Here is a 19,559-nt window from a genome sequence, read left to right as displayed (position 1 = left end):
CTACTTCCGTTGTGATCGCTATCCCGCGTTCTGTTCGGTCAAGTTTCGGTTGGCCTCGTCGTAGTCGGGGCTGGTCTGGCCGCTTTCCGGAATGATCTGCCCACTCGCTAGCCACAGGGCGTACTGGGGGTAGATACGCGTTAGCGCTTCTACCTCTTGGGTGCTGATCCGCGTGCGCTTGTCGTAACGAACGGTTCTCCAGCGGGTTCCGCTTATCTCGGTCCGCTTTACCAGCTCGTCCATGCCTACTTTATCGACAAGAGTTCTTACGCGTTCGTCAATTGATTCCATAAAGTCATAGTAAGTTACATTTGTAATATACAACTCACCCTCTCATCTGTTGTATATTACAGATGCGCCTTACGTAAGGCCTGCGGATGGTCGGCCGATGCGTAGCTCAATAAAGCCCAACATAGTGCAACAAAGGCCATGGATGTGGAAGGAACGACCCTCTCGCTTAAGGACCTGCTCAGCCCGCCGCCGGTGATGCCCTGGCGCGAGTTCGCGGACTGGATACGGATGAGCAATGAACATGACGTGGTGTGGGGCTGGATTCGCAACGGCTATATCCCGTCGCACAAGGTGGGGAAGTACGTGATGGTCAACGTGGCGCTTCTGACCCAGCAGTTGCTGGAGAAGGAGCGAAGGGCATGAACCGTCAACATATTCGACCGCTACCGCCGACTCGCCCACGCCGAACAGTGCGTCTGCTCTGTCTGCTGGTTCCGTCGCGAACGGGCGAAGCGCGTTCCCTTCCGGTCTTTGTGCTGCGAGCGCAGCCGCCCCGTATGGATATCCAGGGCCACTGGGCGTTGCGTCTGCCTATCGGCCTCGTGCTGCGGGAAACACAGGCCCGGGCGCCGCGCCCCGACGTATTGGCGCGTTGTGTCTGGCAGCGGCGAGCCCACGTCCTGCATACCTATTTGCGAGCCGTTCGACAGGGAGCCTTGAGCCGTGCCTGAGCGCCAACCCAGGGCCCTGGTGGCCTGTGAATTCTCCGGCCGCGTACGCGACGCCCTGACCCGCGTCGGCTTCCATGCGGTGAGCTGCGACCTGCTGCCCTCGGAAACCGAGGGCGAACACGTCCAGGGGGATGTGTGCGAACTGCTGGACCTGGGCTGGGACCTGCTGATCGCCCACCCGCCGTATATTGACCTCGCCGTCTCCGGTGCCCGCCACTTCGCCGCCAAGATTGCGGACGGCAGCCAGGGCAGGGCGCTCGATTTCGTCCGCACCTTGCTGACTGCCCCAATTCGCTTCAAGGCCCTGAAGAGCCCCACGTCGGTGATCTCCACGCAGATCCGCAAGCCGGACCAGACTGTCCAGCCCTGGATGTTCGGCCACGGCGAGCGCAGTCGAATTCACTTCTGGCTGGAGAACCTGCCGCAGCTGGAGCCCACCCACATCGTCCACGAACGCGATCCGCTCTCGCGCTACGGGGAGCCCGGCCCCGAGCGCTGGAAGAACCTGTGCCGCACTTACCCGGGCATCGCCGACGCAATGGCTGACCAGTGGGGCCGCTACGTGATCGACCAGCTAGCCAGACAGCACCGAGCAGAAAAGAACGCGTCCTGATCCTGCCCCATTGCAGCGGCATCAACGGTTCACGGCACAGCCACATGCGTGAGTTGCGAACACAGCGCGATGAGCGCCCGCTGAGGACGCTTTACGCTTTACGCATTCGAACCGAGACGGGAGGGAGACAAGACCGGGGCCGATCGCTGGTATGACGGTGCCGTGAAGATCAGCAATTTCGCGGACCTCGATGAGCGCCACGGCTGTCCCCTGAAGTTTTGAGTGCCCCTTCCCCTAGGGATTCGTCGTCACCGTCGTCCATAGCGCAGTACGTAGAATTCCACCGCTGAAGGCCGTCAGCCCTCACGGGGTGGCGGGGGGAGGAAACAAACCCCTACCCCCAAACATTCGGTGTTCCAGGTGTTCTTGGTGTTCCGTACTAGCGGAAAGACAGTAACGACGTGGCTTCCAGAGATGGAACACCGATATGCTCAAGATAGAGCACGCAGTGCTCCAAAAGAGTAAGGTGTTCCAAGTCTATGGCACCTGAATAAGGCAATACGGCACGACTTGAAGTACTGAGCATGAGGGGACTTGTGACGGAAACTTTCTCCACTTGATCAGGAATTGAGAGCCGAGGCTCGCTTCTGCATCACGTCGATATGCCAAGGGTCCGCGCTGCCTGAAGCGCTAATGTGGTTACGAGTATCTTGCCTTCGCAGAGGTACAAGATGATCTCGTTTGGCGGGGAGTGACATGTCGACAAGTCCTAGTCGCTAAAGTGAGACCTCTTTTTTATGGCGTGCGGTGGCCACCAGCTCCTTGATCGCGAGGCTCTCGTCCTCGCTAAAGCGAAGAATGATTGCATCATAGGCGGCGATCTCTTCATTGCCGCGTCCCAGCTGTTTCAGCGCTGCTCCCTTAGTGAGAAGTGTCTTGGCCACCAGCTCCTTAATAATAGGTCTGTCGTTTTGGTCAATGCGGTGTGTGAGCTTGTCGCAGACAGCAATTGCCTTGTCAAAGTGCTTTAGCTGTCCAAGGTTGTTTGCTTTATTGAGTAGAGACCTGGCGACTTGTTCCTGAATCGCTGGAGACTCGTCCATCTCGTACCGCTGGATGAGCTCGTCACAGACAGCGATTGCTTCGTCGTAGCGCTCCAGTCGACTCAAGGTACTGCCTTTGTTTAGGAGCGCCATGGCGACCTGGACCTTGACCACGGGTGTCTCTTCCTTACCAAAGTGCGTGATGAGTTCGTCGTAGGCAGTGATTTCTTCGTTGTTGCGATCCAACTGCCCCAAGGTTATGCCTTTGTTGAGAAGTGCGATTGCTAGACGCTCCTCAATGGTAGGTGTTTCATCTTTCTCAAATCTCTGGATGAATTCGTTGTAGCCGTTGAGTTCTTCGTCGAAGCGTTGGAGTTGACCTAGTGTGATGCTTCTGTTGAGAAGTACTTTAGCCAACGTACTCTTGATGATAGGGTCCTCGTCATTGTCAAAGCGCAGGATAAACTCGTTGTAGGCAGAGATTTCTTCTTCGTAACGCTGCAACTGCCCTAGCGTTATGCCTTTGTTTAGAAGCGCCTTGGCCACTCGCTGCCTTATGATAGCTGACTCGTCTTCGCCAAAACTTACGACTAGCTCGTCATAGACAGTGATCTCGTCCTCATGGCGCTCTAGCTGTCCCAGGGCAATGCCCTTGTTGAGAGCTGCTTTGGCTACGGTATCTCGGATTTCCGGTGCTTCGGCCGCGCTGAAACGAGTAAAAAGTTCGTCATAGGCAGATACTGCTTCGCTGATGCGTTCCAATTGCTCCAGAGTAATCGCTTTGTTGACCATTGCCTTGGCCAATGTCTCCTTTATCTCTGGCGACTCTTCCTTGTCGTATCGAAGGATAAGCTCGTCGTAGGTGGAAATCTCTTCAACGTGCCGCTTCTCCGATCCGAGTCTGTAACCCTTAGAGAGAAGTGCCTTCGCGACTTGCTCCTTGATCTCGGGTGTTTCATCCTTGTCGAATCGTAGTATTACTTCGTTGAGGCTGGCTATTGCTTCGTTGGAGCGCTCAAGTTGTCCTAGCGTGATGCCCTTGTTGACAAGTACCGTTGCCACAGCCTCTCTAATTTCAGGCGTATCGTCCTTTTCAAAACGCTGGATGAGGTCGTCGTAGACGGCGAGCTCTTCCTCATGGTGTCCACCCAAGCCGAGCCTGTACCCCATATTGATAAATGCTTTGGCTACCGTCGCTCTGATTGCGGGTGTCTCGTCTCTTTCGAATTTCGATAGCAGGTCTCTGTAAGTCTTAATTGCTGCATCACTGCGTCCCTGTGCCCCCTGAGCCACGCCGATACTGAACATTGCATTGGCGACCTCCATTGAAGTCGCCTCAGGATGGCTAGCGGCGGAGCGCCAGAATTGGGTGGCGCTCTCCATGTCGCCTTTGTGGTATGCATCAAAGGCGCGGTTGTTCCAATCCTTATAGCTGTATTCTGTTTCGGGTTTTTCTGTCGCAGCCTTAGCAGCTTCGGCGAGGGCTTGTGCCGCCGCTTCCGGGACCGTGGTTCGGAGTGAGCCTGGGTCGCTAAAGGACTGTTGCATCCGCCGTATGGCCTCGGCAGCGCCATCTTCAACTCTTTGAATATGCGAGCTGAAATGCGACTCGGCCTGGGCTTCGAGTTCTTGCAGCTTGCTCTGAAGGGCAGCTACTTCGGCTCTCAAACTATTGGTATGCGTTTGAAACCATTCGGACGCTGCGTTCCGTGCTTCTCGTCGGGCCTTGCGCTGCACAGAAACATAACCCGCCACGCCGGCCAACGTGAGGACGATTCCTAAGCCTGTAAGCAGACTGCTTAGCAGGCTTAGGCTTTGATCAATATGGTTGCTCTGTGAATCAAGCCGTTTGTCTTGGGCGTCAATGCGCGTAGTGAGAGCCTGATTGTCCTTTTCAAGTAGATTGCGAGCTGCTTCCAGTCGAGTTTGTGAGAGTTCCTTGAAGGCTGCGAGTTCGCGTGCAGTTTTATCGTCGGAAGATAAGGCTTGGATATCCTTCAGCAAAAGGTCACGAGTGGAGTCTAGCCTGGCGTCCATAAACTCTTTGTAAGCCGCGAGCTCGTTGTCCGCATTACTTTCGGCGGCATGGCTTGGGGTATACAGCAGCGCAGCTAGGCACAGCGAAGCGGCCAAACAACCAAATTGAAACGTTTTGGATTGAAGCTTGCGCATTGGTGGCATTTTCCTCATTTGATAATGACCCAATCGGTAATTCCCTCTAGCCGCTGCGCATCATATCTCTAGACCAATCACATTCGGAGTAATTGCGCATTTTTTGGCGTACAGCCCACTAATAACGCAGTGGGCTGACAACGTGGCGATTTACGCCTCCTCAGCGATGGCCTCCTGGTCTTCATCCAGCAGGGCACTGGCACTAATCACATAGGCGCGGCCCTTGGGCATCCCTGGCAGTCGTACTGACCGTGCGGCTTTGCCTTTGGAATCGGGCCCCAACACTCCGCGAGCAATCAACTCCCGATTGACGGCAGCCAGGTTCATTCCTTTAAACACGTCGTCACGCCACCTATGCCAGGACGAAATCAGGAAAGGTCCGCTCGGTGCCGATTCCCAAGGAGCTAGCTGACAGACTTAGGAAGCACTGGCGAACCAACGGGCAGTTCACCTCCTGCATAACCTCTTTCCGCCGTGCCCTGGAACGGACCACCATCGAGCTGCCGCAAGGCCAGGCTAGCCATGCCCTGCGACACAGCTTCGCCAGTCACTTCATGATGAACGGCGGGAACACCCTTACGCTTCAGAAAATCTTGGGGCACTCCACCTTGGCCATGACGATGCGCTCTGCGCACCTGTCGCCGGACCACCTACAGGACGCCGTCAAATTTGGCCCGTTAAGCGATCGGCGAGTTAGCTGAAGGTGAGCTTCCATAGATTCAGTGCAAAGAATCCTATTAGAGCAAATGCTGCTCCCAACCCTGTCACAACGGTTGGGACCAGGAAAAATACCCAAACGATGTTGGTTTTCTTCTGGTACGAAGCGTAGGCAGCTTGATACTGCGCGACGATTTGAGGGCCTTTCTGACCCGCTAGAAGCTTGCTGACACGCCGCATATGAATCGCTCCCCACACCATCTTGGTAATTTCCCAGCAGATGAACAGGGTTAGAGAGGTCAGAATCAGGAAGCCGGAAAGGGAGAAGAGCCAAGCGGGTACTTTGCCCGACAAGGTCGCCCAGAAGGTGAGGTAGCCAGCGTATCCGGCGGCAAGGATCAAGTTCGTGTAGCTTATGGCGTTGCTTGCCAGCTTCTCGTTAAGCTGCTGCATCGCTTCAATTTGCTTGTCGATTTCGTAGTTCTGTTGGAAACGTTGGAATTTCTGCATTTGTCGGCCCAGCTCGTTGACGTTGTCGGCGACAGCGTTGCACCAGCTTTCCATGTCCCTATTCAAGGCGTCGGCTCCTGCTTACGAGGTTGCTTCGAATGTTAAGGGCTTGGTGTGCGCTGGTCGAATCGATTGAACCTAGGCAAGGGATTCGACATTTCTTCGACACTTTGGGCCGCAAAAGAAAAAGCCCCTGAAATTCGCTAGGAAAATCAGGGGCTTAGTCTTGGATTTTGGTGGAGCCGGGGGGATTTGAACCCCCGTCCGCCAGCTCTCCGCTTTCGGGACTACATGCTTAGCCAAGTCTACTGAGTTAGCTCTTTGCGGCCCGACTGGCAGGGTGCTCAGAGCGAGCTGTATAAGTTTTAGCCGTTACGTCTACAGCGAACTTGGCGGCGATCCTGTTCTATCTGACAGTCATTTCGGGTTTACAGGCATCCCCTTATGACTGCTGGCAGCCGAAGCCGCCAGAAGGGTTAGGCCGCGAGGGCCGCCCCGTAGTTGTCGTCGTTGGCAACTAATAGTTTGCAGCAGCTAATTTACGAGGTCTGCTACCAGCTCGGCATGCCCCTAGAGTTTTGTTACCGGCGTCGAATCCTAATCGGCCCCAATACTGCAAGGGTGTACAACGGGGGCGATTCTACGGCATAAGGCGGTGCAGCGTCGACCTTGCTTTTGACCTAATGTCATGGGTGCTTGCTATATGATTGCAGGCTATTGTCAGGAAGACCTTTGAGCCGAGACGTCGCCATGCCGCGTTCTGCCCGAACTCCCCTCCGCCAGTGGATCTGGCGTGCCTTCGTACAGAGTGCCCTGATCCCGCTGATTCTGGTCGAATCGGTGCTGATCACGGCTTATCTGTTGACCAACAGCGCGATTCGCGATGCCCAGGTGGATTACCTGCAGCAGAGTGCGCTGGAGGACCTGAGCAGCGCGGTGCTGCGTGAGGGCAAGGTAATCGACATGCGCCTGCAGGGCATCGAGGTGCCCACGCGGCTTTTCCGCGATGCGGTGGGCCGGTCGCTGCATGATCGCAACTTCACTCCGGATGAGCTGGAGCGGCAGCGCCATGTGCTGAGTTCCGATGGCGTCTTCTACACCCGCTCCGACGACGGCCGGGCCGCTTCTTTCTATGCCAGCAGCACGCCGGTGGAGAAGCAGGACCACGAGAAGGCGCTGCGCCTGTCCCAGGTGGACCCGCTGATGCGTTCGATCCGCGAGTCGAACCCGCTGGTGGCGGCGGTCTACTTCAACAGTTGGGACAGCTACAACCGCATCTATCCCTTCTTCATGACGCCCGAGCAGTATCCCCATGACATGGTGATACCCAACTACAACTTCTATTACCTCGCCGACGCCAAGCACAACCCGCAGCGCAAGACGGTCTGGACCGATGTTTACCTCGATCCGGCCGGTCTCGGTTGGATGATGTCGGCGATCACCCCGGTCTACCGGGGCGACTTCCTCGAAGGGGTGGTGGGGCTGGATATCACCGTGGGGCAGATGCTCGGCGAAATCGGCAGCCTGAAGGTGCCGTGGCAGGGTTACGCGATGCTGGTGAGCCGCGATCACAGCATCATGGCGCTGCCGGAAGCGGGCGAGCGCGATTTCGGCCTGCGCGAGCTGACCCGTTTCTCCTATGACGAGGCGGTGCGCCGCGAGGTGCTCAAGCCCGAGGACTTCAACCTGGCCCGCCACCGCGAAATGCAGCCGCTGCTGGAGGCCATGGCCGCCGGAAAGGGCAATGTGCAGGAGGTGGAACTGGGCGGACGCAAGCAGCTGGTGGCCTGGGCCGAGATTCCGCAGACCGGCTGGCGGCTGATGATGGTCGTGGACGAGGCCAACATCTTCAGGGAAACCAACCGCCTCGCCGAGCGCTACCAGCAGATCGGCTATTTGCTGATCGCCGGGCTCGGCTTCTTCTATGCGCTGTTCTTCGCCTGGATGTGGTCGCGTTCGCGGCGTCTGAGTGGCGAGCTGGCCACGCCCATGGCAGCGATCATGGGCATGATGAAACGCATCGGCCAGGGCGACTTCCGCCCGCCGGCGCCGAGCAGCCGCATTGCTGAACTGCAGGCGTTGGCTGAAGCCGTGCAGCTCAGCGGCGCGCAATTGCAGGCCAGCGAGGAGGAGCGGCTGGAGGCCAGGCGTAACCTCGACCTGGTACTGGAAAGCACCACGGAAAGTCTCTGGGAAGTGGATGCCATTTCCCTGTCGATGAAGATGAGCGGGCGCTTCGTCAAACGCTTCGGGCTGCGTAGCGACAACATCACCTTCACCGAATTCAACGAGCGTGTGCACCCCGATGACGTGGAGCGGGTACGTCGCTTGCGGATGCTGTTCTCGGTCAGCGACCAGGACAACTTCGACGCCGAGTACCGTTTTGCCGATGTGGAGGGGCGTTACTCCTGGCTGCTCAGCCGCGGCAAGGTGCTGGAGCGCGACTCCGATGGCCGCGCGCTGCGGGTGGCCGGTACCCATGTGGATATCACCCGCCTCAAGCAGGTGGAGGAAGAGCTGCGCGTTGCCAGCCGCGAGGCCCAGGCGGCGAGCCAGGCCAAGAGCCGCTTCCTGTCCAGCATGAGTCATGAGCTGCGCACCCCGCTCAATGCGATCAACGGCTTCGCCCAGCTCATCGCACTGGAGGCGGAAGGCCAGGACGACCGCAAGGTGGAAGGCGACTACGCACAGGAGATCGTCAACGCCAGCCGTCACCTCACCTCGCTGGTGGACGACATCCTCGACCTGTCGAGCATCGAGAACCGTCGCCAGAAGCTGCAGCTCAAGCCTGTGGATGTCGGCCCGCTGCTGGCCAGTTGCGGCGAGCTGATCCAGCCCGAACTCCAGGCGCGCCGCCTGCAATTGCAATTGATGGCGCCGCCTGTGCCATCGCTGCATGTGATGGCCGATGCCCGCCGCCTGCGCCAGGTGGTGCTGAACCTGCTCTCCAACGCGGTGAAGTACAACAGCCCGCAAGGCATGGTGAGCATGGGCTACGAGGTTCGCCCGGCGGCCGTGCGCCTCTGGGTGGCCGACAGTGGGCCGGGCCTCAGCCAGGAGCAGCAGGCCATGTTGTTCCAGCCTTTCCAGCGCCTTGGTCGGGAGAACTCCACCATTCCGGGCACTGGCATCGGCCTGGTGCTGTGCCGCGAACTGGCGGAGTTGATGGGCGGTGAAATGGGCTTCAGCAGCGCGCCGGATATCGGCAGCCGTTTCTGGATCGACCTGCCCAGCGTCGCCGCGCAGGATGAGTTCGAGTCCCCGGCGCCGGCCAGGCCCGAGGAGGAAGAGCGTCAAGTGCAGCCGAAGGTGCTCTGCGTGGAAGACCATCCGGCCTGCCTCAAGGTGCTGCAGGAAGGTCTGAGGGACATGGCAGAGGTACGTGGCGCAGGGTCGGTGGGCAAGGCGCTGGCGCTGCTGGCGGATATCACCCCGTCCCTGCTGCTGCTGGACCTGGACCTGCCCGACGGCGATGGCCTGGATGTGCTCGACTTCGTGCGCTCCAGCCCGCGCCTGGCGATGACGCCTGTGCTGGTGGTGAGCGCGGCGGTGGATGAAAAACTCCTGGCCGAAGCGCGCCGCCGTGGCGCTGACGCTTGCCTGAGCAAACCGGTAGACCTGAAGCAGGTGCGCCGGATGGCGCTGTCGTTGCTGGGCCAGGAGGCCTGAGGAACAGGATCCAGCGCGCGCTGGATCCTGGGTCTTTCCTATTCGCTGGCCTGCAAGAGGTTCAGCGCTTCAGCCAGCACTTTCTCTGACTCGGCATGATCGCCGGATTTATGCAGCTCTTCGCCTTCGGCACGGAGCTTTTTCACCTGTTCGAGCACGGCGGGGTCGGCAGGGGGATCGGTCTTCAGTATCTGGTCGATCTTCGCCATGTCCGCTGGGCAGTGTGACGCAAGAACGGGGGCACTGAGCAGGGCGGCGGCAAGCAGTACGGCGATACGGCGCATGTCGGACCTCCTTTTCGGGTTAACCGCTGAGCAGTATAGGAAAGCTCCGGACGGGTGCCGGGAGATCGCGCAAGACAACCCTGCACCCTGCGCAGCGATGCCGGGATCAGCCTCGGTGCCGCTGCAAACCGGCTGAAAACGCGGCGCACCCTACCTGCTAAGCGGGCGCGTCAGCTGGACTCGCCGGCACCTCCTTCGGAGTCGGGCTGTTGCAGACGTTGCAGTGCCAGGGTGGTGGCGTTGACGCAGGCTTCGGTGTCACCCAATTGCTGGGCCCGTTCGGCCTTCATGCGCAGCTCCTGGACTTGCTGGCGCAGCGGCTCGTCAATGGCGGTATTGGTTGCCATGGCGTCGTCGAGTTTCTGCAGGTTGACGCTGCACAGATCACCCGCGGCGAACGCGGGCGAGGCGAGCAGGGCAGCGGTCATCAACAGGACAGTGCGTTTCATGGGAAGTCTCCTCTCGGTTTCTTCGGCGCTGAGGCCTGTGTGTTCGAGACGGATAAGCCCTGGGTGTACCCCGGGGCTTATGGGGTGGACTGCCCTGTTTCCGCTGGGGTTCAGGTTTTTTGCGTCAGTGGCGGGGGCGGTTTATTTGTAGGAGCGAGCTTGCTCGCGAAAGATCGAGCTCGGGCTTCGCGAGCAAGCTCGCTCCTACAGGTTTCTACAGCCCTGCACGCGGGCGGGTGACACGATCCACCAGGTAGACCAGCCCGTGGTAGTCGATACCGCCGTGCTGGGACAGGCCGATCTCGCAGGTGCGGCTGGTGGAAACGCCTTCGTCGCAGATCTGCACCGCATCCTTCAGCGAGCGCAGGGAGTGGGCGTTCAGTTCTGGGGTGGTGAAGCCTTTGTCTCCGGCGAAACCACAGCAGTGGATGCCTTCCGGCACCACCACTTCCCGGGTGCAGCGCTTGACGATGTCGATCAGCCCCTGCGCTTCGCCCAGGTGCTGGGTGCTGCAGGTGACGTGGATGGCCACCGGCTTGTCCTGCGGGGTGAACTCCAGCCGATCCAGCAGGTGGCTGCGGATGAAACGCACCGGGTCGAACAGTTGCAGGCGCGAATCCAGGCCGTCCTGGACCAGCCGCAGCGTGCAGGGGCTGGTGTCGCAGTAGACGGGGTCGAGGCCGCCACGGCTGGCGGCGAGCAGGGCGTCCACCAGTTCGCGGCGCTTGGTTTCCGCTTGCTCCGGGTAGCCCTTGGAAGCAAAGGGCTGGCCGCAACAGAGGCTGTCGAGGTTTTCCGGGAACACCACCTGATAGCCGGCCTTTTCCAGCAGCATGCGGGTCTTGTCGATCAGCGGCACCTGCTCATGATCGCCGGCGGATGGCCCCATGGCGCGGGACACGCAGGCGGCCAGGTAGACCACGCGCGGCCGGTTGTCGGCAGTCGGTGGGGTGAAGTGGATGGGCGTCGCGGCCTGGGGCAGGGCGGGTGACCACTGCGGCAGGCGATTGCCAGACAGCTGCCGCAGGACACTGGAGGTCTTCGCCAGTAACGGCGCGCCCAGTACCCGGCGCGCGCCATCGGCGACCCGCAGGGTCAGGCGCGTGCCCTTCAGGGCAAGGGCAAAGTGCCCGGCCAGCCAATCGGCGCTGCCGGTGTGGTGGGCGTCATTCGCGCGCAGCTTGCGTACCAGGTCGCCGGTATTGATGCCCACCGGGCAGCGCTGGGCGCAGAGACCGGTGGCGGCGCAGGTGTCGATGCCCTGGTACTGGTAGGCCTGCTCGAGTTCGGTGGTGTCGATACCAGCTCGCCGTTTGGCCTGGATATCGCGCCAGATGACGATGCGCTGGCGCGGGCTCAGGGTCAGCCCCTTGGAAGGACACACCGGTTCGCAGAAGCCGCACTCGATGCACTTGTCGACGATTTCGTCGGCGGCCGGCAGCGGCTTGAGGTTCTTCAGGTGGATGTCGCGGTCTTCGCTGAGGATCACGTCCGGGTTGAGGATGCCGCGCGGGTCCAGCAGGCGCTTGATCGCCCACATCAGTTGGTAGGCGTCGCTGCCCCATTCCAGCTTGACGAAGGGCGCCATGTTGCGCCCGGTGCCATGCTCGGCCTTGAGCGAGCCGCCGAACTCCACCGCCACCAGTTGTGCCACGTCCTGCATGAAGGCTTCGTAGCGTGCCACCTGCTCGGGCTGTTCGAAGCCCTGGGTGAAGACGAAGTGCAGGTTGCCCTCCAGGGCGTGGCCGAAAATGATCGCCTCGTCGTAGCGGTGCTTGTCGAACAGCGCGAGCAGGCGATTGACCCCCTCGGCCAACTGCTCGATGGGGAAGGTGACGTCTTCGATGATCACCGTGGTGCCGGTCTGGCGCACGGCGCCGACGGCGGGGAAGGTGTCCTTGCGGATTTTCCACAGCAGGTTGTAGACGGCCGGGTCTTCGCTGAAGTCGACCTTCTGCTCCAGCGGGAAGTGGGCGATGGACGCCATGATCTGCGTCAGTTGCTCGTGCAGCAGGCTCTGGCTGGCCGCGCGGGATTCGATCAGCAGGGCGCAGGCATTGGCAGAGAGGCCCTTCACCCACTCGGGCATGCCGGGCTTGGTTTCCACCGAGCGCAGGCTGCGGCGGTCCAGCAGCTCCACCGCCGACACCGGCTGGCTCTTCAGTAGGGTGACGGCTTTGCAGCAGCTTTCCACGTCGGGGAAGACGATCAGTGCGCTGGCCTTGTGCGGGTGGTCGGGCACGGTGTCGTAGGTCACCGCGCTGATGAAACCGAGGGTGCCTTCGGAACCCACCAGCAGGTGGCTGAGGATGTCCAGCGGGTCGTCGAAGTCCACCAGGGCGTTCAGCGACAGGCCGGTGGTGTTCTTCAGCCGGTACTTGTGGCGAATCTTTGCAGCGAGTTCGGTGTTGGCGCGGGTCTGCCGGCCGAGTTCTGCCATCTCGGCCAATAGCGGGCCGTGGCTCTGGCGGAAGGCGACGATGCTGGCCGCGTCCTCGGTATCCAGCAAGGTGCCGTCAGCCAGCACCAGGCGCAGCCCGGCGAGGGTGTGGTAGCTGTTCTGCGCGGTGCCGCAGCACATGCCGCTGGCGTTGTTGGCGACGATGCCGCCGATCTTGCAGGCGTTGATGGATGCCGGGTCGGGGCCGATCTTGCGGCCGAAGGGGGCGAGCCAGGCGTTGGCCTGGGCACCGATGACGCCGGGCTGCAGGCGAATCTGTTCGCCGCCCCGGCGGATGTCGCGGCCGTTCCAGTTATCACCCAGGACGAGCAGTACGGAGTCGCTGATGGCCTGGCCGGAGAGGCTGGTGCCGGCGGCGCGGAAGGTCACCGGGACCAGTTCGGCGTGGGCGGCTTTCAGCAGGGCAACGACTTCGGCCTCGCTCTCGACGCGGATCACCAGCTTGGGAGTCAGCCGGTAGAAGCTGGCGTCTGTGCCGAAGGCCAGGGTGGACAGCGGATCGTCGAAGCGCCGCTCGCGGGGGATGAGGCGCTCGACGGTGTTGAGGAAAGGAATCGGCAGGCTCATGCGGTGTCCCGTCTGTTGTCGCGGGCCGCGGACGGCCCGCCGAAGTTGGGTGGCCGGTCAGCGGCCGAGTTCGCGTACCAGCGAGTCAGCGTTGATTTCGCTGATGGATTTGGCGCCGGTCAGCACCATGGCCACGCGCATTTCCTTTTCGATCAGGTCCAGCAGGTTGCTCACGCCGGCACCGCCTGCTGCGGCCAGAGCGTAGACGAAGGCGCGGCCGAGCATAACGGTGTCGGCGCCCATGGCGAGCATGCGCACCACGTCCAGGCCGGTGCGGATGCCGGAGTCGGCGAGGATCTTCAGCTCGCCTTTCACCGCATCGGCAATGGCCGGCAGGGCGCGGGCGCTGGAGAGCACACCGTCGAGCTGACGGCCGCCGTGGTTGGAGACGACGATGCCGTCAGCGCCGAACTTCACCGCGTCCTTGGCATCTTCCGGATCGAGGATGCCCTTGATCACCATCGGACCTTCCCAGTAATCGCGGATCCATTCGAGGTCCTTCCAGGAAATCGACGGGTCGAAGTTGGCGCCGAGCCAGCCGATGTAGTCGGCCAGTCCCGTGGGGTTGCCGCGGTAGGTGGAGATGTTGCCCAGGTCATGGGGTTTGCCAAGCAGGCCTACATCCCAGGCCCAGGACGGGTGGGTCATGGCTTGCAGCATGCGACGCAGCGGTGCGTTGGGACCGCTCATGCCGGAGTGCGCGTCACGGTAGCGGGCACCGGGCACCGGCATGTCGACGGTGAAGACCAGCGTTGTCACGCCGGCGGCCTTGGCCCGCTCCAGGGCGTTCTTCATGAAACCCCGATCCTTCAGCACATAGAGCTGGAACCACATGGGGCGGTTGATGGCCGGCGCCACTTCTTCGATCGGGCAAACCGAAACGGTGGACAGGGTGAAGGGGATGCCCTTGGCCGCTGCCGCCTTGGCCGCCTGCACTTCGCCGCGGCGGGCGTACATGCCGGTCAGGCCCACCGGGGCCAGCGCCACCGGCATGGACAGGGTCTCGCCGAACAGCCTGGTTTCCAGGCTCAGCTCGGACATGTTCCGCAGCACGCGCTGGCGCAGGGCGATGCTGGCCAGGTCTTCGACGTTGCGGCGCAAGGTGTACTCGGCGTAGGCGCCGCCGTCGATGTAGTGGAACAGGAAGGGCGGGAGCTTGCGCTGGGCGGCGGCACGGTAGTCGGTGGAGGCGGAGATGATCATGAATTCGATCCGATTCAGGGCTTCAGGGCAGTGAAAAGGAACCGGGCTGCATCTGCGCGCAGCCCGGAAGCGCCATTAGTGAACGAGCAAGCCGGTGAACACGTAGGCCTGGGCCAGGGTGATCAGGCCGACCATGGCGGCGAACATCAGGCTGTGCTTCAGGGTGAAGCGGAACAGGTCGGATTCCTTGCCGACCATGCCGGTGGCGGCGCAGGCCACGGCGATGGATTGCGGCGAGATCATCTTGCCGGTCACGCCACCGCTGGTATTGGCCGCAACCAAGAGGGTGTCGTTGACGCCGATCTGGTGTGCGGTGGTGGCCTGCAGGGAGCCGAACAGGGCATTGGAGGAGGTGTCCGACCCGGTCAGGAACACGCCCAGCCAGCCGAGGAACGGCGAGAAGAACGGGAAGGCTGCACCGGTACCGGCCAGAACCAGCGCCAGGGTAGTGGACATGCCCGAGAAGTTGGTGACGAAGGCGAAGGCCAGCACCATGCCGATGGAGAGAATCGGCCACTTCAGTTCGACGAAAGTTTCCTTGAAAGTGGTCAGACCACTTTTGAAATCGATCTTCAGGACGATCATGGAGATCAGCGCGGAGAAGAAGATCGCGGTGCCGGTGGCCGAGATCGGGTCCAGCTTGTAGACGGCCGGAAGCGCGGTGGCGGTGGCAACGATGGGTGCGCCTTTCATCACCAGTTGGTCCAGGTGCGGGATGGCGAACAGGAAGACGAACTGCTCCAGTGCGCCGCCCGGGGCGAACATGGCCTTGAAGGGCTTCAGGGTCCAGATGGTCACCAGCACGGTCAGGATCAGGAAGGGCGACCAGGCCTTGAGGATCTCACCGAAGCTGTAAGGCGACGGGGTGGTGCTGCGCGGGCCGCCGAAACCGCCCATCACTGCTGCACCACCGGATACGCCGACCACTTCGCGGTCTTCGGCACGCTTGGGCTGCCAGACCTTCAGGAACAGGGTCAGGGAGATCAGGCTCACCAGGGCAGAGGTGATGTCAGGCAGTTCCGGGCCGATGAAGTTGGAGGTGAAGTACTGGGTGACGGCGAAGCTGGCGCCAGCCACCAGGGCTGCCGGCCAGGTTTCCTTGATGCCGCGCCAGCCATCCATCATGGCCACCAGCCAGAACGGCACGATGATCGACAGCAGCGGCAGTTGGCGGCCAGTCATGGCGCCGATCTTGAACGCGTCGATGCCGGTCACCTGTCCCGCGACGATGATCGGGATGCCCAGGGCGCCGAAGGCTACCGGTGCGGTGTTGGCGATCAGGCACAGACCGGCTGCGTACAGCGGGTTGAAGCCGAGGCCTACCAGCAGGGCGGCAGTGATGGCCACCGGGGCGCCGAAACCGGCAGCACCTTCGAGGAAGGCACCGAAGGAGAAACCGATCAGCAGGACCTGCAGGCGCTGGTCGTCGGTGATGGACAGCACTGAGCTGCGGATCACCTCGAACTGGCCGCTCTTGACCGTGAGTTTGTAGAGGAACACCGCCGCGACGATGATCCAGGCGATGGGCCAGAGTCCGTACGCGAAGCCGTAACCGGCTGCGGCGAACGCCATGTCCACCGGCATCTGGAAGGCGAGGATCGCCACCGCCAGTGACAGTGCCAGGGTGATGGTGCCGGCGATGTAGCCCTTCATGCGGAACACCGCCAGGGCCAGGAAGAAGAACACAATCGGGATGAGTGCGACGAGCGCCGACAGCCAGAGGCTGCCGAGGGGGGTATAGAGCTGCTGCCAGGTTTGCATCGTGGGGTGGCTCCCTAATTGTTTTTGGAGTGCCTGTTAGCCGGATCGGGCATGGACCGTTGTGCTCGTGGCACAGCGGCAGGCGAAGACCGAGTCGGCGCTGCATGTCGGCTAAATTGGTAATACCAATTTACAATATCGACGGCTCAGAGTAAAAGCCGGACTATCCTTGTGTCAATTTGCCGCGTTGCGACTTTGGTAGGGCAGGGGATGGAATCCGTGCTTCTTGTGCATGGAGAGCCGGCTGGTTAGGCTGCCGCGTCACGCGCCGCAGGCGCCGTGTTTGAAGGCTGCCCGGTGTGGCGTGAAAGGGTGGGTAGAGCAATGGGATTCGGTCAGGTACGTCAGCGCCGTTTGTCGGACGATATCGTCAGTCACCTCGAGGCGATGATCCTCGAGGGCACATTGAAGGCGGGTGAACGGCTACCCGCCGAGCGCGTTCTGGCCGAGCAGTTCGGTGTCTCGCGCCCTTCGCTGCGTGAGGCGATCCAGAAGCTGGTGGCCAAGGGGCTGCTGGTCAGTCGCCAGGGTGGCGGCAACTATGTGGCGGCCGAACTGGGTGCCACCTTCAGTGATCCGCTGCTGCAACTGCTGGAAAGCAATCCCGATGCCCAGCGCGACCTCCTGGAATTTCGCCATACGCTGGAAGGCTCCTGTGCCTTCTACGCGGCGCAACGCGCAACCCCGGTGGACCATGAGCGCCTGACCGAAGCCTACGAGAATCTGCAGGCGTGCTACGCGTCGGACAGCAAGGCCAGCCGGGCGGAGGAGGGCGCGGCGGACGCGCGCTTCCATCTGGCGATCGCCGAGGCGAGCCATAACGCGGTGCTGCTGCACACCATTCGTGGCCTGTTCGACCTGCTCAAGCACAACGTGGTGACCAATATCGGTGGGATGTACCTGCAGCGCGGCGAGACCCGCGAGATGCTGACCAGGCAGCACCGTGCCCTCTATGAGGCGATCATCGAGCGGCGTGCGGAGGAGGCGCGGGAGATTTCCCATCAGCACATCCAGTACGTGCAGGAGGTGCTGGAAGAAGGTCAGTTGGAGGCGCAGCGGTTGGCGCGGTCGCAGCGGCGGCAGGGGCTCTGAGGCAAACAAAAAGGCTATGTCTGCGTTAGCTGTTGCCAGAGATCGCCCATCGGTCCAGGAAACTTGTAGGAGCTAGCTTGCTAGCGAAACGGGGCCATTCGCTGGCAAGCCAGCTCCTACGGGCAATCCAGCCACTTGCAACACTTAATGCGGACACAGCCAAACAAAAAAACGCCGGGCATTGCCCGGCGTTTCTCTTGGTCGGGCTTATTCCTTGCCCTTTGTGCGCATGGCCCGCGCGATTTCGCGGTCGGAATCGCGCTCCTTCTCCGTGGCGCGCTTGTCGAATTCCTTCTTGCCCTTGGCCAGGGCGATCTCGCACTTGATCAGGTGCTTCTTCCAGTAGATGGACAGCGCTACGCACGCATAGCCCTTCTGCTGAACCGCCCCGAACAGCTTGCCCAGCTCGCGCTTGTGCAGGAGCAGTTTGCGGGTGCGCACCGGGTCCGCAATCACGTGGGTGCTCGCGGTCTTCAGTGGGGTGATGTGGCTGCCGAGCAGCCAGGCTTCGCCGTCCTTGAGCAGCACATAGCTGTCGACCAGCTGTGCTTTTCCGGCGCGCAGACTCTTCACTTCCCAGCCGGCGAGAGCCAGCCCGGCTTCGAATTTCTGTTCGATGGAATAGTCGTGCAGCGCCTTCTTGTTGAGGGCGATGGTGCCTTCCGGATGTTTCTTTTGCTTGGCCATAGGCGGCGCATTATAGGGAGTCGCAGACGGCGCGGCTACGGCGGCGTAGGCTTGAGCGATATTGGCGAATCTCCGACAATGCGGCACTTTTTTGTCCAGTCCGGCTCGGCGCATTTTGGCGCGAGGCAGTCCGGATACTTGTTCGAGGCCAAGATGACCACGCATATCCAGCGCTCCGCCCTGTTGCCATTTCCTGCGCAGGCGCTCTACGACCTGGTCAACGATGTCGCGCGCTACCCGGAGTTTCTGCCCTGGTGTGCGTCCGCCAAGGTGATGGAAGAGAGCGAGAGTCATATGCTCGCCAGTCTCGAGGTCGCCAAGGGCAGCCTCAGCCAGCGATTCGTTACACGCAACCGTCTGGATAACGGCAAGACCATCGAGATGAACCTGGAGGAAGGTCCGTTCAGCCAGCTGCACGGCGTATGGCATTTCAAGGCGCTGGGCGACAAGGCCTGCAAGATCAGCCTGGACCTGCGCTTCGACTATGCCGGCCCCATCATCAAGGCCACCCTTGGGCCGCTGTTCAACCAGGCGGCCAATACAATGGTCGATGCTTTCTGTCAGCGGGCGAAGGAACTCTATGGCTGAGGAGATGATCCGGGTCGAGGTGGTTTACGCCCTGGCTGACCGCCAGCAGTTGCTGCGCCTGAGTGTCCCCAGGGGCATCAATGCCCGTGATGCGGTTCTGCGCTCCGGGATGGATGCGCATTTCCCCGAGCTGGACCTCGCCGGTTGCCCGCTCGGAATCTTCGGCAAGTCGCTGCTCAAACCGGAAGAGCGGGTGCTGGAGGAGGGGGATCGGGTGGAGATCTACCGGCCGCTGATTGCCGATCCGAAAGAGGTGCGCAAACAACGTGCGGCGAAGGCTGCGCAGGCGCGCACTGGCGAGCGGTGAGTCTGACAATCGCCCAATAAAAAGCCCGGGACCAGCCCGGGCTTTTTTGTTGCCGCGTGTTATTGCGGCGAGGTTTCCAGCGGTTCCGGAATCGGTACCGGTACCGGTTCTGCGCTGTCCACTTCCTTCTGGATCTTCTCCAGCAGGGAGCCCGGCGCTGCCGGTTCCTCGGCCTTGGGCTGCTCTTTCGGCTGCTCCGGCTTGGCTTCGGTGGTCGTGGTGGTGCTTTCGCCGCCGAGGATCGCTTCGTCACGGCTCACGCCGGGCATGAAGTCACCGGCCAGGCCGATCAGTTGGTCATTGCTGTCGAACATCAGGCTGACGCGTTCCTGGAGGCGTTGGCCGCCACCGGGCTGGATGCTGTAGAGGTAGTCCCAGCGATTGGCGTGGAAGGTGTCGGTGATCAGCGGGTTGCCCATGATAAACCGCACTTGACGTCGGGTCATTCCAGGCTTCAACTGGTCTATCATGTCCTGCGTTACGACGTTGCCCTGCTGGATGTCGATCTTGTAGACACCGGGAAACGAACAACCGGCGAGTGCGAGCAAGCCTGCGAAGGAGAGGCTGGTCAGCAGGAGCTTGGTGTTTTGCATC

At 61.2% G+C, this 19,559-nt stretch carries 16 protein-coding genes, 1 other RNA gene and 1 pseudogene; 7 read left to right on the top strand and 11 right to left on the bottom strand.

All coding sequences use genetic code 11. The annotated features are described in order from the left end of the window. Window positions 1-18: 18 nt before the first annotated feature. On the bottom strand, window positions 19-291 hold the full coding sequence (locus tag E8E91_RS09185) for a hypothetical protein (RefSeq protein ID WP_280375500.1): 273 nt from the start codon (window positions 289-291) through the stop codon (window positions 19-21). 138 nt (window positions 292-429) lie between these two features. Here E8E91_RS09185 and E8E91_RS09180 point away from each other — a divergent pair, with 138 nt between their 5' ends. Both E8E91_RS09180 and E8E91_RS09175 read left to right on the top strand, forming a co-directional pair. Beyond that, complete coding sequence (locus tag E8E91_RS09180; protein ID WP_028630757.1) at window positions 430-654, top strand: hypothetical protein; 225 nt, start codon at window positions 430-432, stop codon at window positions 652-654. A 300-nt stretch (window positions 655-954) separates the two neighbouring features. Then, window positions 955-1,575: a DNA cytosine methyltransferase gene (locus tag E8E91_RS09175; protein ID WP_280375482.1), complete on the top strand. Its 621-nt coding sequence runs from the start codon at window positions 955-957 to the stop codon at window positions 1,573-1,575. A 716-nt stretch (window positions 1,576-2,291) separates the two neighbouring features. Here E8E91_RS09175 and E8E91_RS09165 read toward each other — a convergent pair. Beyond that, window positions 2,292-4,730, bottom strand: coding sequence for a tetratricopeptide repeat protein (locus tag E8E91_RS09165; protein ID WP_280375481.1), 2,439 nt, complete (start codon window positions 4,728-4,730; stop codon window positions 2,292-2,294). 350 nt (window positions 4,731-5,080) lie between these two features. On the opposite strand from E8E91_RS09165, the pseudogene E8E91_RS09160 reads away from it, so the two are divergent. Beyond that, window positions 5,081-5,431 (top strand): annotated as a pseudogene (locus E8E91_RS09160) (tyrosine-type recombinase/integrase); the annotation flags it as partial. On the opposite strand, the gene E8E91_RS09155 reads toward E8E91_RS09160, so the two are convergent. Beyond that, a complete protein-coding gene (locus E8E91_RS09155; RefSeq protein ID WP_280375479.1) occupies window positions 5,424-5,963 on the bottom strand; it encodes a hypothetical protein in 540 nt (179 codons plus the stop codon). The pseudogene E8E91_RS09160 and the gene E8E91_RS09155 sit on opposite strands and share 8 nt — an antisense overlap. Window positions 5,964-6,131: 168 nt before the next feature. Next, window positions 6,132-6,506, bottom strand: a transfer-messenger RNA (tmRNA) gene (gene ssrA / locus E8E91_RS09150). A 141-nt stretch (window positions 6,507-6,647) separates the two neighbouring features. Here ssrA and E8E91_RS09145 point away from each other — a divergent pair. Then, a complete protein-coding gene (locus tag E8E91_RS09145; protein WP_280375478.1) occupies window positions 6,648-9,566 on the top strand; it encodes an ATP-binding protein in 2,919 nt (972 codons plus the stop codon). 38 nt (window positions 9,567-9,604) lie between these two features. Here the strand turns inward: E8E91_RS09145 and E8E91_RS09140 are convergent, their stop codons facing one another. The 5 genes from E8E91_RS09140 to E8E91_RS09120 form a co-directional block, all read right to left on the bottom strand. Next, the gene (locus E8E91_RS09140) at window positions 9,605-9,850 is read right to left on the bottom strand and encodes a hypothetical protein (RefSeq protein ID WP_151137053.1); all 246 of its coding nucleotides are present in this window, start codon (window positions 9,848-9,850) and stop codon (window positions 9,605-9,607) included. A 170-nt stretch (window positions 9,851-10,020) separates the two neighbouring features. Next, window positions 10,021-10,299 carry a hypothetical protein gene (locus E8E91_RS09135; protein WP_280375477.1) on the bottom strand — a complete coding sequence of 93 codons (279 nt, stop codon included), beginning with the start codon at window positions 10,297-10,299 and terminating at the stop codon, window positions 10,021-10,023. 214 nt (window positions 10,300-10,513) lie between these two features. Beyond that, window positions 10,514-13,327 (bottom strand): FAD-binding and (Fe-S)-binding domain-containing protein, encoded by a 2,814-nt coding sequence (locus E8E91_RS09130; RefSeq protein WP_280375476.1) that lies wholly within the window; start codon window positions 13,325-13,327, stop codon window positions 10,514-10,516. 57 nt (window positions 13,328-13,384) lie between these two features. Beyond that, window positions 13,385-14,530 (bottom strand): FMN-dependent L-lactate dehydrogenase LldD, encoded by a 1,146-nt coding sequence (gene lldD / locus E8E91_RS09125; protein WP_280375475.1) that lies wholly within the window; start codon window positions 14,528-14,530, stop codon window positions 13,385-13,387. 75 nt (window positions 14,531-14,605) lie between these two features. After that, on the bottom strand, window positions 14,606-16,291 hold the full coding sequence (locus E8E91_RS09120; RefSeq protein ID WP_280375474.1) for a lactate permease LctP family transporter: 1,686 nt from the start codon (window positions 16,289-16,291) through the stop codon (window positions 14,606-14,608). 324 nt (window positions 16,292-16,615) lie between these two features. On the opposite strand from E8E91_RS09120, the gene E8E91_RS09115 reads away from it, so the two are divergent. Next, entirely contained in the window at window positions 16,616-17,383 is a 768-nt protein-coding gene (locus E8E91_RS09115) for an FCD domain-containing protein (RefSeq protein ID WP_280375473.1), read from the top strand. Between the two features lie 207 nt (window positions 17,384-17,590). Here the strand turns inward: E8E91_RS09115 and smpB are convergent, their stop codons facing one another. Then, a complete protein-coding gene (gene smpB, locus E8E91_RS09110) occupies window positions 17,591-18,070 on the bottom strand; it encodes an SsrA-binding protein SmpB (RefSeq protein WP_028629989.1) in 480 nt (159 codons plus the stop codon). A gap of 153 nt (window positions 18,071-18,223) precedes the next feature. Between smpB and E8E91_RS09105 the strand changes: the two genes are divergently transcribed. Together E8E91_RS09105 and E8E91_RS09100 are read left to right on the top strand one after the other, a co-directional pair. Further along, window positions 18,224-18,658, top strand: coding sequence for a type II toxin-antitoxin system RatA family toxin (locus E8E91_RS09105; protein ID WP_280375472.1), 435 nt, complete (start codon window positions 18,224-18,226; stop codon window positions 18,656-18,658). Continuing rightward, the gene (locus tag E8E91_RS09100) at window positions 18,651-18,965 is read left to right on the top strand and encodes an RnfH family protein (protein WP_280375471.1); all 315 of its coding nucleotides are present in this window, start codon (window positions 18,651-18,653) and stop codon (window positions 18,963-18,965) included. The genes E8E91_RS09105 and E8E91_RS09100 overlap by 8 nt, the downstream gene beginning before the upstream one ends. A 59-nt stretch (window positions 18,966-19,024) precedes the next feature. Here the strand turns inward: E8E91_RS09100 and E8E91_RS09095 are convergent, their stop codons facing one another. Further along, window positions 19,025-19,558, bottom strand: coding sequence for an outer membrane protein assembly factor BamE (locus tag E8E91_RS09095; RefSeq protein ID WP_151137039.1), 534 nt, complete (start codon window positions 19,556-19,558; stop codon window positions 19,025-19,027). Window position 19,559: the final 1 nt, after the last annotated feature.

The organism is Pseudomonas sp. BN515, from assembly GCF_029873155.1.
Classification (GTDB): Bacteria; Pseudomonadota; Gammaproteobacteria; order Pseudomonadales; family Pseudomonadaceae; genus Metapseudomonas.
This window is presented reverse-complemented; position numbering and strand designations above follow the sequence as displayed.